Origin of the sequence: Agrobacterium cavarae (genome assembly GCF_004310285.1) — a bacterium.
In the GTDB taxonomy this organism is placed as follows: Bacteria; Pseudomonadota; Alphaproteobacteria; order Rhizobiales; family Rhizobiaceae; genus Agrobacterium; species Agrobacterium cavarae.
The window spans coordinates 50009-62486 of sequence record NZ_SISF01000018.1 but is presented as its reverse complement, the minus strand read 5'-3'; the positions used below and the strand labels follow the sequence as shown (position 1 = coordinate 62486).

General features: G+C 57.9%; 12 protein-coding genes and 1 tRNA gene. 6 read left to right on the top strand and 7 right to left on the bottom strand.

Annotated features, from left to right (window positions below):
* Positions 1–95 precede the first annotated feature (95 nt).
* Both EYC79_RS01485 and EYC79_RS01480 read right to left on the bottom strand, forming a co-directional pair.
* Entirely contained in the window at positions 96–1670 is a 1575-nt protein-coding gene (locus tag EYC79_RS01485; protein WP_130976978.1) for a phospholipase D family protein, read from the bottom strand.
* 40 nt (positions 1671–1710) lie between these two features.
* A complete protein-coding gene (locus EYC79_RS01480) occupies positions 1711–1944 on the bottom strand; it encodes a hypothetical protein (RefSeq protein ID WP_062425485.1) in 234 nt (77 codons plus the stop codon).
* Positions 1945–2128: 184 nt separating this feature from the next.
* Between EYC79_RS01480 and EYC79_RS01475 the strand changes: the two genes are divergently transcribed.
* The 3 genes from EYC79_RS01475 to recJ all read left to right on the top strand — a co-directional run bounded on the left by EYC79_RS01475 (position 2129) and on the right by recJ (position 6079).
* Positions 2129–3388: a glycerate kinase type-2 family protein gene (locus EYC79_RS01475; protein WP_130976977.1), complete on the top strand. Its 1260-nt coding sequence runs from the start codon at positions 2129–2131 to the stop codon at positions 3386–3388.
* 39 nt (positions 3389–3427) lie between these two features.
* Entirely contained in the window at positions 3428–3868 is a 441-nt protein-coding gene (locus tag EYC79_RS01470; RefSeq protein WP_130976976.1) for a YqaA family protein, read from the top strand.
* Positions 3869–4276: 408 nt separating this feature from the next.
* Positions 4277–6079, top strand: a complete 1803-nt coding sequence (recJ, locus tag EYC79_RS01465) for a single-stranded-DNA-specific exonuclease RecJ (RefSeq protein ID WP_165456935.1) — start codon at positions 4277–4279, stop codon at positions 6077–6079.
* Between the two features lie 135 nt (positions 6080–6214).
* Here the strand turns inward: recJ and EYC79_RS01460 are convergent.
* From EYC79_RS01460 to EYC79_RS01445, 4 genes are all read right to left on the bottom strand, one after another.
* A tRNA-Glu gene (locus EYC79_RS01460) sits at positions 6215–6289 on the bottom strand.
* Positions 6290–6677: 388 nt separating this feature from the next.
* Positions 6678–6881, bottom strand: a complete 204-nt coding sequence (locus tag EYC79_RS01455) for a DUF3126 family protein (RefSeq protein WP_062425480.1) — start codon at positions 6879–6881, stop codon at positions 6678–6680.
* Between the two features lie 184 nt (positions 6882–7065).
* Entirely contained in the window at positions 7066–7890 is an 825-nt protein-coding gene (cysE, locus tag EYC79_RS01450; protein ID WP_062598132.1) for a serine O-acetyltransferase, read from the bottom strand.
* Positions 7891–8032: 142 nt separating this feature from the next.
* Positions 8033–8812 carry an alpha/beta fold hydrolase gene (locus tag EYC79_RS01445; protein ID WP_130976974.1) on the bottom strand — a complete coding sequence of 260 codons (780 nt, stop codon included), beginning with the start codon at positions 8810–8812 and terminating at the stop codon, positions 8033–8035.
* Between the two features lie 152 nt (positions 8813–8964).
* Between EYC79_RS01445 and EYC79_RS01440 the strand changes: the two genes are divergently transcribed.
* Complete coding sequence (locus tag EYC79_RS01440) at positions 8965–9210, top strand: zinc-finger domain-containing protein (RefSeq protein ID WP_062425477.1); 246 nt, start codon at positions 8965–8967, stop codon at positions 9208–9210.
* A 23-nt stretch (positions 9211–9233) separates the two neighbouring features.
* Positions 9234–10403: an FAD-dependent monooxygenase gene (locus tag EYC79_RS01435; RefSeq protein WP_062598130.1), complete on the top strand. Its 1170-nt coding sequence runs from the start codon at positions 9234–9236 to the stop codon at positions 10401–10403.
* Here the strand turns inward: EYC79_RS01435 and EYC79_RS01430 are convergent.
* Positions 10400–11587 carry a cystathionine beta-lyase gene (locus EYC79_RS01430; protein ID WP_130976973.1) on the bottom strand — a complete coding sequence of 396 codons (1188 nt, stop codon included), beginning with the start codon at positions 11585–11587 and terminating at the stop codon, positions 10400–10402. The genes EYC79_RS01435 and EYC79_RS01430 overlap by 4 nt on opposite strands.
* Positions 11588–11927: 340 nt before the next feature.
* Between EYC79_RS01430 and EYC79_RS23675 the strand changes: the two genes are divergently transcribed.
* Positions 11928–12478: transporter substrate-binding domain-containing protein (locus EYC79_RS23675; RefSeq protein WP_245495165.1), on the top strand; the 551-nt coding region annotated here is incomplete at its 3' end.

Genomic DNA, 12478 nt, shown 5'->3' with positions numbered 1-12478 from the left:
TCTTCAACATGTCCCAATGAATCATAAACCCCTAGCTCACGCCAGGGGTTTGTCAGCAGTCTGAGCCGTCCTTGCATCAAGGACGGCTTTTCATTTTAAAGCTGGGACTCAAGCGGAAGAATGCCCATGATGAGCGCGATCCCGCGCCTCGACAGGCTGGCATAGGGCTCGTTGCCGTAAAGACGGGGCCTGCCTTTGACAAGCCCGGTCCAGATCAGTCTTCTCTTAGGGTTGAGTGCCAACTCGAAGCTCATCTCGCGGCTGGTTTCCTGTTTGAATATGTCGTCCATTGCGCTCGCCAGTTCCGGCGAATTGAACAGCACACCCATTTCGGTGTTCAGCGACATCGAGCGCGGGTCGAAATTGAGCGATCCGATAAAGCCGGTCTCTCCATCACGGGTGAAGGCCTTCGTATGCAGGCTCGCCTGTCCTGAACCTCGAAGAGACAACGAATTATGCTGGTCGGCAAGCGACCTCAGCTCGTGGATTTGGACGCCATTCAACAGGAGAGGGCGGCGGTAGCGTGCGTAGCCAGCATGCACTGCGGCGACATCCGTGGCGGCGAGCGAATTGGTCAACACAGAAACACAGACCCCACTGGCCGAAAGGCGTGACAGCGTCTCGACACCTTTCTGCCCAGGAATGAAATAGGGTGAGGTGATCTTGAGCTTATGTTTGGCGCCTTCCAGCACCGGCAGCAGGTTCTCCATCAGATAATTATGTCCGCTGCGGCGCTTGCCAGCGGCTTTCTCTGGTGGGTCCGCCAAAACGGTTGCGGACGAAACGGTGTGAAGTCGGTCGGCCATCAGGAACTGGCCATCGTGATGAAGGCTTTCGACCTTTTGAAGATAGGGCCGTGCAGCGTCGCTTGTCGCAAGACGATCGAGCTTGCGCCGCAGCCTGGCAAGTCTACTCGGCCTTTTGGCAAGCAGTGACCGCACCGGTATGGCAACGGCACTGTTCCAGTAGTCGTCGAAGATCTCTTCGGCATCGCAGACCGCTTTGCCATGAGCAAGCACGTCGAAGTCCCGAAAATTCGCAGCCTCAGCCGCACCGAAATAGGCGTCGCCAATATTGCGCCCACCGATGATCAGCGCGCGACCATCTGCAATCCAGGCCTTGTTGTGCATTCTTCGGTTGACGCTGCGGAAACGCAGAACAAGCTCGATACCACGCCGGAACATGTTCTCCCGCGCCTTCGTCGGATTGAACAGGCGCAGCTCGATATTGGGATGGCTATCAATTGCGTGGAAAATCCTGTCCGACATGGTGACACCGAGATCGTCCAGGAGGAGCCGGACGCGAACACCTCGGTCCGCCGCGGCAAGAACCTCCCGCATCATCAGCCGACCGGTGAGATCGGCATTCCACATATAGTACATGAGATCGAGACTTCGGCCAGCAGCGCGAGCGGTTGCGACGCGGACGGCAAAAGCTCCCATGTTGGACTGCACCAGCGCCAATGCCGTCAGTCTCGCGTCATCGTCACCCTTGCGAATACCCGCCCAGTGCCGGTCTAGCGGCGTGGCGTCGTCGGATTTAGGGAGCGCCGTGGAGGCAATCTTCGTGATCGCCCGCTCCTGCCGGCGCGACAGAGCGACGAGTACGGCGATGACGGAGACGACCACGATCAGCGTCGTAATGATGATCCCCGTCACAATGGCTCCCATCCCTCGTTCTCTGGCCGCCGGCCAGTGTCAATCATCAAACCTATCGCATCGCCTGCGTTTCGATACCCGGATTAGGCTCAGGCATTCCGGGATGCGATGTCACCAGATAGGTGACGGCGACGATTCCGGCAGCGACGATCAGCGTGCCGATCACCGCAATCGTCAGGCCCCATGGCTTAGACTTCCGGCGAGACCAGACGAAGCGGCGGTGAAGCAACCGGTTCTTATTGTGGTGGTGTTGATATTCCGGACCGAGATTTTCCGTATTTGTCATGGTGGCTCTCCCGCGCCTGTTGAAATTTATGGCTGTCACCCATCGAACGCTTCAACCGCATAGCTGGTTTCATCAAGATACGAATGAAGCTCTTCTAGTCTTTTTGCCGTGAAGTGACCTTGTCGCGGGTAGCCGTACAAGACATGCTGGGTGAGAGTGTTTCTATTGCTCTTGGGAGAGAGTCGTGATTGCCGACCCGCGCGCATTTCTGGAAGATTTGTTTTTCGCAGCTGTTCGCGCGGCAGACCCCTATGAGGCGATCCGGGCACATCTTCCGCAAAGACCAAAAGGCCGGACCGTCGTGATCGGTGCCGGGAAGGCGGCAAGCCAGATGGCAGAAGCCTTCGAACGGCTGTGGCCCCACCCATTCGAAGGCGTCGTGGTCGCGCGTCATGGACCTGTCGCTGCATGTCAGACCTTTAAGATATTGCAGTCGGCCCATCCCGTTCCAGATGAGGCCGGCCTTTCCGCGTCTGAAGCACTGATCGACGCCGTCCAGGGCCTGACAAAGGATGATCTCGTCATCGCTCTGATTTCCGGTGGTGGCTCGGCGCTGCTGCCTGCACCGCCAGAGGGGTTCTCGCTTGCAGACGAGATTGCGCTTAACGAGGCGCTGCTCGCCTCCGGGGCGCCGATCTCCGCCATGAACCTGGTGCGCAAGCATTTCTCCCGGATCAAGGGAGGGAGGTTAGCTGCTCTTGCCCATCCGGCGCGCGTCGTCAGCCTGATCGTTTCCGACGTGCCGGGAGACAATCCGGCCTTCGTCGCCTCCGGTCCGACGGTGCCGGACGAAGGCGACGCCTCCGAAGCGTTGCGAGCGATCCGCGACTACAAGATCACGCTGCCTCAGGAGATCGTCGATTTTATTCACCGACAGGTGACACCGAAGCCTTCGGACGCGACTTTTGCCGGACACGAGGTGCATGTCATTGCTTCAGCCCGTGTTTCTCTGGAAGCGGCTGCCAAGCTTGCTGTGGAACGGGACGTGGAACCGCTCATCCTCTCAGACTGCATCGAAGGGGAGGCGAAGGACATCGGCAGAATGCATGCTGCCTTGGCGCGGGAGTTTGCAAGCCGCGTGTCAGCAGGCAAATCCATGGTGCTTCTCTCCGGCGGCGAAACAACGGTGACGATCGGCGGCGGTACATATGGAAAGGGCGGTCGAAATTCCGAGCTGCTGCTTTCGGCCGCTCTCGACTTGCAGGGTAGCGAGGATATAACGGCGCTCGCAGCGGACACGGACGGAATTGATGGATCGGAAGATAATGCCGGCGCCTTTTGTGATGGACAAACCGTGGCGCGCATCCGTGCCGCCGGGGGAGATGCGCGCTCCTTTCTCTCGGGCCACGATGCGTGGTCGGCTTTTTTCCTGGCGGGCGACCTCTTTGCACCCGGTCCGACGGGCACCAATGTCAACGACTTCCGCGCGTTTCTGCTGCAATAAGCGCGAAGGTGGATCTTACGTCACGCTAGCGGCCACGCGATGAGCGGTGACATCGGAGCTTATCTCAGCCTTTTCGCGTCTGCTTTTCTTGCGGCAACGCTGATCCCTGCTCAGTCGGAATCGGTCCTCGTCTATTTGATCACGACTGGACACTATTCCATTGTATTGCTTGTCGCCGTCGCAAGCCTTGGCAACGTCTTGGGATCCATCCTCAACTGGTATCTGGGACGAGGCATCGAGCACTATCGTGATCGGCGCTGGTTTCCGGTTTCCCACGACAAGCTCGAAAAGGCGCAAGGCTGGTACGCCCGCTACGGACGGTGGTCTTTGCTGGCAAGCTGGCTTCCTATCGTGGGGGATCCCTTGACGGTGGTCGCAGGCGTGATGCGTGAACCTCTGCCATCCTTCGTCGCCATCGTGACCCTCGCCAAGGCAGGACGCTATGTGATTCTGGCTATGGTCACCCAAGGCCTTCTCTAACCCTCGCGTCACGCTTTAACATCATTCTCGCCCTTGCGTAGGCTTTGCAAAAGCTTTGGCTCTGATGATATGATCCTGTCAGAATTCACCTAAGCGAAGGGAGGCGCTGCCGTGAAATCGAAAATGCTCTTCAGAGATGATCATCCGCGGGGTCTTGTATCCCGCCGCAAAATTCCTCGCGTCGGCGCAAATGACAATGTCCCTAGCCTGGAATTCGAGACCACGGGTCAAGAGCGAGACTGGCGTCTCTTCTTTCTTGTCGGTGCTATCATATGTGGGCTTTCTGCCTTCATCTTCCTGCCGCTTTGGTAACAGGGGACACAAGCGCCGGTTTTAGCTTGAAAAAGACCGGATCGGTCGTTAGCCCGTTAAGCAGAGCATGAATGGCGGTACGGGCTGACTATGGTAATGATTGAAACGGTCGATGCCGTTCCGAGGGCCTTCCTCGGGGTGGAGCGATCGGCAACGGACCAGCGATGGATGTCGCGGCTTGATCAGGCCGGGCAGAACCGTGCGCTCGCCATGTCGCAGGTCCATGGTATCCCGGAACTGATCGCCCGCGTGCTGGCAGGCCGCAATGTCGGCGTGGATGACGCGCTTGCTTTTCTCGATCCGACAATTCGCTCGCTGATGCCCGATCCCCACACACTGACGGATTGTGAGAACGCCGCTAAGCGCATTGCCGACGCGATCGAAAAGCGCGAGAAGATCGCCATCTTTGGCGATTACGATGTGGACGGTGCCGCATCCTCGGCGCTGATGTACCGCTTCCTCCACCATTTCGGTCTCAATCCTGAAATCTATATTCCAGATCGCATCTTTGAAGGCTACGGTCCAAACCCCGCCGCGATGCAGCAACTCGCCGCCAATGGTGCGACGCTGATCATCGCCGTCGATTGCGGCTCGACCAGCCATGAATCGCTCGAAGCAGCGCGCGCTGCCGGAACCGATGTGCTCGTCATCGACCACCACCAGGTCGGAACCGAGCTTCCGCCCGCAGTCGCCTTGGTCAATCCAAACCGCGAGGACGATCTGTCGGGGCAGGGGCATCTCTGCGCCGCGGGCGTGGTGTTCCTTGTGCTAGTGGCAACGCTTCGGGTGCTGAAAGAGCGGCACAACCGCCAGGCCTTCCTGCTTGATCTTCTAACCTATCTCGACATTGTGGCGCTGGCGACGGTCTGTGACGTTGTGCCGCTGAAGGGCCTGAACCGCGCTTATGTGGTCAAGGGACTGGTTGCGGCACGCCACATGAACAATGTCGGGCTGGCAGCCCTCTTCAAGAAGGCGGGACTTGGTGGTCCTGTCACGCCCTATCATTTCGGCTTTCTGATCGGCCCACGCATCAATGCCGGCGGACGTATCGGGGATGCAGCTCTTGGAAGCCGTCTTCTGACACTGGATGACAGCACGCAGGCTGACGTGATTGCGGAGAAGCTGGACGAGTTGAACCGCGAGCGCCAGGCAATGGAGGCGGCCATGCTCGCCGAGGCCGAAGCGGAGGCGCTCTTCGAATATGGCGATGGCTCTGGTGCCGGCGTTATTGTCACTGCCAGGGAGAACTGGCATCCGGGCATCGTCGGTCTTCTCGCCTCACGGCTGAAGGATCGCTTTCGCCGTCCTGCCTTCGCCATTGCTTTCGATTCGCAAGGACGAGGAACCGGCTCCGGGCGCTCCATCAATGGCTTCGACATGGGGCGGATGGTGCGCAATGCCGTCGACGCCGGTCTTCTGATCAAGGGCGGCGGCCACGCCATGGCAGCGGGTCTCACCGTGGAGCGCGCCAATCTCGGGCGCTTGCGTACCTTCTTCGAAGAGGCCGCACACAAGACGGTGTCGCAGCTTGTCGAAAACAGCGTGCTGAAAATCGACGGTGCGATCGGCGCGTCCGGTGCCACGCTGGCGCTGGTTGACCAATTGGAGCAGGCGGGCCCCTATGGGTCGGGCCATTCCCAGCCGATCTTCGCCGTGCCGGCGCACCGGCTGCGCGATGTACGCATCGTCGGTACCTCGCACATCAAGATTACGTTGGAAGCTCTGGATGGCTCGCGGCTCGACGGTATTGCCTTCCGTGCCGCGGATGCGCCTCTCGGCCAGATGTTGATGGCAGCCCGCGGCCGCCAGATTCATGTCGCAGGCACCTTGGGGGCCGAGCATTGGCAGGGACAGAAGCGGGTGCAGTTGCGCGTTCTGGACGCAGCCTTTGCGCCGTAGCGCATTATGACAGGCGATGCATGTTTTGAAGCTTCAACACGCGGAATCGTCCGCGTGACCATCCGGCATAGGCTGCGAACAGGTTAAAGCGCTTGATCAAGCTCTGTGCGTAAGGTCATGAATAAATAGGGGAAGTGGCACGCCCTAGGGGAGTCGAACCCCTCTTTTCAGAATGAAAATCTGACGTCCTAACCGATAGACGAAGGGCGCGTGCGCTGTGGTGGGGGCCTTATAGTCAGGCCGCAGATTCTCCGCAAGCGGCAATTTCGATTTTTTTGATTTTAGACGATGTTTTTTGTCGAGAGAGCGGGCGCCATGTGGACAAGCTGATCCACACCCGCGGCTATGAACGAACTGGCGATCAAGGAAGGGGAAGCGTGAGGTGGCGCGGGATCAGGGGCTTCCCGTTTTGATCGCCGCCTCACGCTTCATCGGGGGGACAGCGAAAAAACGAGCGGTTAACAATTTGGTTCCAGCCTTGTGAGGTGGACGACAAAAAATCGCTTTGCCGGTCATCGTGCCGCCTTTCGGTGCAACAAAAAACCGCCCGAAGACCATTGTCTCGGGCGGCTGATATCATGCGAATTGTACGACGCGATCAAAGATCGACGTCGAGGATCGCCATGGAGAAGTTGTAGGAACGATCGCCATCTTCGTCGTCGATATAGACGACGCCGAGGAACTCTTCACCCATGTAGACTTCAGCGGAGTCATCCTTACGCGGACGTGCCTTGACGGCCATCTTGTCGTTGAAAGTACGCTTGAAATAGGCGTCGAGCTTTTTGATTTCGTCGGCTTTCACCAGTCTTCTCCTGTGCGGTTCTCACGTCGTCCATCGTCCTTGAAGACGCGTCGTTAGGACATCGTGATTTTCAATCTGCGCCGCTTGTGGCACGGCTTAAAGGCCAAAGTAAAGTCAAAGAGGCAAATCGCCCATGCGGTCCACTAGCTGATCCACATGGGTGATTTTATCGCATTGAGGTTGATCAGATATCCGCGCCGATGATCTGGTCCATGATGCGGGAAGGCTCGTTGCAGCCGCCTTCGCCAACGATCCGGGCGGGCACGCCGGCAACAGTGGTATTGGGGGGAACGGGCTTCAACACGACCGAGCCAGCCGCAACGCGAGAGCAGCTTCCGACTTCGATATTCCCAAGAATTTTGGCGCCTGCGCCAATCAGCACGCCGCTGCGAATTTTCGGGTGACGGTCTCCCGTTTCCTTGCCGGTACCGCCAAGCGTGACACCCTGGAGAATGGAGACGTTGTCACCGATGACCGCAGTCGAGCCGACGACGAGCCCGGTGGCATGATCAAGGAACAGGCCTTTGCCAACCTTGGCCTGCGGGTTGATGTCGGTCTGGAAAACGCTTGAGGACCGGCTCTGCAGATAAAGCGCAAAATCCTTCCGTCCCTTTGACCACAGCCAATGGGCCAGACGGTGGGTCTGGATGGCATGAAAACCCTTGAAGTAAAGAATAGGCTCGATGAAGCGCGTGCAGGCGGGATCACGGTCATAGACGGCCTGGATATCGACGCGCAGAATTGCGCCCCATTCCGGCCAGTCGTGAAGCATCTCTGAAAATGTCTGGCGCAACAGAACGGCCTGCATGTCCGGATGGTCGAGCAACTCGCAGATGCGATAGATGACGCTTTCTTCCAGCGAATGGTGATTGAGGATTGTGGAATAGAAGAAAGCCGAAAGCAGGGGATCCTGCGCAGCGGCTGTGCGCGCTTCGTTCAACAGGCTGCCCCAGATCGGATCGACGACGGTGATCTGATCATTCTGGCGGGTCTCTATGCGTGCGACCATGTCAGCTGTCCTTAAAACCGGTTTGCTTCAGTATACAGAAAAATGCGTTGCACAGAAATGGGTATGCGCGAGCAGCGTTAAAGGTGGTAAAGCATCAGTTTTTCTGACAGCTTTGTGGAACGGCATGTCTTGATCACGCCGATCAGTCGAGTTCGCCGTAGAATTCCAATACCGCCGCCTTGAAGACGCGATCTCCCACTGCCAACATGTGATCGCGGTTGGGAATGTCGATGGCCTTTGCATGCGGCATCAGATCGGCGAGCTCCTGGCCCGACCCTGCAATATCGTCCTTCGTTCCGACGGCAATCAGCGTCGGTGCCTCAATCTTCGCCGCTTCTTCGCGGGTGACCAGAACGCGCGATGTCTCGATACAGGCGGCGAGTGCGACGCGATCGCTTTTCGTCTGCTCGGCAAAAGCGCGGAACATGCGCCCGCGTTCATGGGTGACGACATCAAGCGATGGCGCGCGAAGCGCATCCGCAATCGGATCCCAGTCCCCAACGCCATCCACCATGCCGATGCCAAGGCCGCCAAACACCAGCGACCGGACGCGATCGGGATGTGCCATCGCCACGAAGGCAGCGATACGCGCGCCCATGGAGTAACCCACCACATGCGCTTCGGGGATGCCAAGGTGGTTGAGCAGACCAACCGCGTCTTCAGCCATCACGGCCGGATAGTAGGCATTCGGGTCATGCGGCTTGTCGCTGGCCCCGTGGCCGCGATTATCGAGTGCAATCACACGATAGCCGGCGTCGCCGAGCGTCTTCACCCAGCCGGGATGAACCCAGTTCACTGCCGCACTCGACGCAAATCCGTGAATGAGAAGAACCGGTGCGCCGGACGGGTCGCCCTCGTCGAAATAGGCGAGTTGAAGTCCCTCGCGCTGGAAGGACAAAAAGTGCGGCAGGTTGAGATTCATCAAGGACCTCCTTTTTTGCCGACCATATGTCAGGAAATAGTGGTGTTGGGAATATTCAACGCTCTTTTCTATGGAGGTTGGAGTGATTTAACGCTACATACTCGAACAATACGAGCGTTGGCTCAGAGACGAACTTGCATTTGGAGACGAACATGGCCGGCCACACAATTCCTCACTTCCAGAACGACGGCGGACACCGCATGATCGAGATCGGCGTCAAGGAATTCATGTGCACGGGGGCATCCGTTCCTTTCGATCACCCGCATATCTTCATCGATATGGGCGACGAGAACGAGAAGGTCTGCTCCTACTGTTCCACGCTCTATCGCTACGATCCGTCGCTGAAGGCCACGCAGACCAATCCTCCCGGCTGCGTCTTCCACGTGAAGGCAGCGTAACCCCATAAATATCGGGGCTCTCCATGCCCATTAAATCCGTGGCGATTGTCGGTGCCGGTATAGCCGGTCTTACCGCCGCCCTTTCTTTTGCCCGTCATGGCATTGCAAGTGACATCGTCGAGCAGGCGTCCGAACTCGCAGAGGTCGGCGCCGGGCTGCAAATCTCGCCCAATGCCGCTCATATCCTTTCCGCTCTCGATGTCCTGCCGCTGATTGAAGAGACATGGCTTGAGCCCGAGACGGTCGATCTGGCGTCCGGCCTTTCGCTCAAGACGCTCGTGTCTCTGCCGATGAAGAGTGTGGCAAGAAGCCGTTGGCACGCACCCTACGGCGTGCTGCATCGGGCGAGCCTGCAGCAGGCACTTCTTGCGACCGTCAGAAACAATCCTCTGTGCCGATTGCATCTTGGAAAAAGGCTGGAGACCGCCAGCAAATCCGAGATTGCCAAGACAATCCTCACTGAGCCGGATCTGATCATCGGTGCTGATGGCGTTTGGTCGAGCACACGTTATGCCGTACCGAACAGCCCCGTCGCGACCTTCTCGGGCAACATCGCCTGGCGCTTCACGCTGTCTGGCGATGACGCGCCTGAGTTTCTCAACCGCACCGCCGTGACGGCGTTCCTCGGCCCATCAGCGCATGTCGTGGCCTATCCGCTGGCAGAAACAGGCGGTTTCAACGTCGTCGCAATTGCTGTCGGCGCAAATCCCGGAGACACGTGGAACGCGGAAGCGCAAGGTCAGCAGAAGGCGTTTCTCATCCAGCAGTTTCGCCGTTGGCATCCGGCTTTTTCGAGCGCATTGGAGCGGCCCTCCACACCGACATTCTGGCCGCTCTTCCAGGCTGGCCCTGGCCGCTGGCAAAACGGGCTGGACACGGTTCTCATCGGCGATGCAGCCCATGCGATGATGCCGTTTGCCGCTCAAGGAGCGGCAATGGCAATCGAGGATGCCTTTGAACTGGCCACTTTCGTTGCGCAAGGGAATTCGCTGGGCTCATCGCTTGAAAGCTTTGAGGCGCATCGCATGCCACGCATCGAGCAGGCCCGTAGACGCGCAAAGCTGAACAGCTTTGCCTATCACGCCCGAGGCCCTCTGCGGATCGGGCGCGATGTTCTGCTGTCTTTTCGTCCGCCGGAAAAGTTCCTTGCGGACTTCGACTGGCTCTATGGCTACCGCGCAAAAGGGCTTTAGGCTTTCGCCGCCGCGGCAAACCCTGCTTCCAGATCGCGCTTGATATCCGCGACATCCTCAAGCCCGATCTGAAGCCGGATAACCGGTCCTCCGCTCGGGCCAGCCGCTACCGTCCGATCGGCAAGATTGACGAGGACGGCCAGAGATTCATAGCCGCCCCATGAAAAACCAAGCCCGAAAATGGACAGGGCATCAAGGAAGGCATGGGCCTTGTCTTTGAACTTTTCTGGACCGGCCTTCAGGACAAACGAGAATACGCCGCTGGATCCCTTGAAATCGCGTTTCCAGATATGGTGTGTCGGGAAGCTGGGCAGCGCGGGGTGCAGGACGCTGGCGACGTCGTCGTGCGTTTCAAGCCATTGAGCGATCTCAAGCGCGCTTTTCTGGTGGTGTTCCAGCCTGATTCCCATTGTGCGCATCCCGCGCAGCACCTGATAGGCATCGTCGGACGTCACGCACATGCCGAGATTGGTATTGGCGTCCCAAAGTTTCTTCCAGTGCTTTTCATTGGCCGATACGAAGCCCATCAGCACGTCGGAATGGCCTGCCGGATATTTCGTCGCAGCATGGATGGAGACGTCCACGCCATGATCGAGCGGGCGGAAATAGAGCGGCGTTGCCCAGGTATTATCCATGGTAACAACGCAGTCGTAGCGATGCGCGATGGACGAAATCAGCTTCACGTCCTGCATTTCGAAAGTGTTTGAGCCGGGCGCTTCCAGATGGACGAGCCGCGTATTCGGGCGGATCAACGCCTCGATGCCGGCCCCGATCGCGGGATCATAATATTCGACCTCGACACCATATTGCTTGAGCATCGTATTGCAGAAGCGCCGGGTCGGAAAATACACCGAATCGACGATCAGCGCGTGGTCGCCGGCGGATAGATAAGCGAGAAACGGAACGGTCACGGCAGCAAGGCCAGACGATAAGAGGATGGTTCCAGCCGAGCCTTCCAGTTCGTCGATCATCTTGCAGAGCGCGTCCGTCGTCGGCGTGCCATGAGTGCCATAAGTGTATGGCTGGTCACCCGACATCAATGTTGCAGCATCCGGGAAAAGAACGGTCGAACCACGGGCGATCGGAGGATTGACGAAGCCGAAAAAGTCGAACGGCTCGTTGCCGAGATGGGCAAGGCGCGTATTCACTCCCGAGGCGCCGAGGATCTCGTTCTTGTTTTTCATGCTGGAAGTCTCTCATTAATGTGATGCGGGAAGATGCCGAAGAATTGCGCTTGCGGTCAAGTCGCTTATCTGAGCAGGGGGAAAACCAGTCTATCTGTCAGACAGGATGAACAGATTTTGAGCTATTTTCGCGCAAAAAATAGTCATATGCTTACTTAAAAGCCGAAAATTTGAAAATTCCGTTTTTTAGACACAATTGCTCAGCGAAAGTCTTGACCATGGCGGCAATTGTGATTGTGATAGGGGCGCACACCGGGAGGTGAAGCGGAGAGACTGTCGCGAGCGCATCGCATGCGTCGGTCATCTCCAATCGAGAAAAAAGAGACAAAGGTTGGGAAAAATGAAAAAGGCACTTCTGTCAGCCGCTATTGGCGCAGCAGTATTGGGAGCTGCAACGGCTGCATCTGCCGCTACTCTTCAGGATGTTAAGGCAAAGGGCTTCGTCACCTGCGGCGTCAGCTCTGGCATTCCGGGTTTCTCGAACCCCGACGACAAGGGCGAATGGTCCGGTATCGACGTTGACTATTGCCGCGGTATCGCTGCTGCTGTCTTCGGTGATCCGACCAAGGCCAAGTACGTTCCGCTGACATCGAAGGATCGTTTCCCGGCTCTTCAGTCCGGCGAAGTCGACGTTCTCACACGTAATACCACCTGGACGATTAGCCGCGATACGTCTCTCGGCTTCAACTTCCGCACCGTCAACTATTACGACGGCCAGGGCTTCATCGTTAAGAAGAGCCTGAACGTGAAGTCTGCTCTCGAGCTCTCCGGCGCTGCCGTCTGCGTTCAGCAGGGCACGACGACCGAGCTCAACCTCGCCGACTACTTCAAGACCAACAACCTTCAGTACAACCCGGTTGTGTTTGAAAAGGAATCCGACGCGACCTCGGC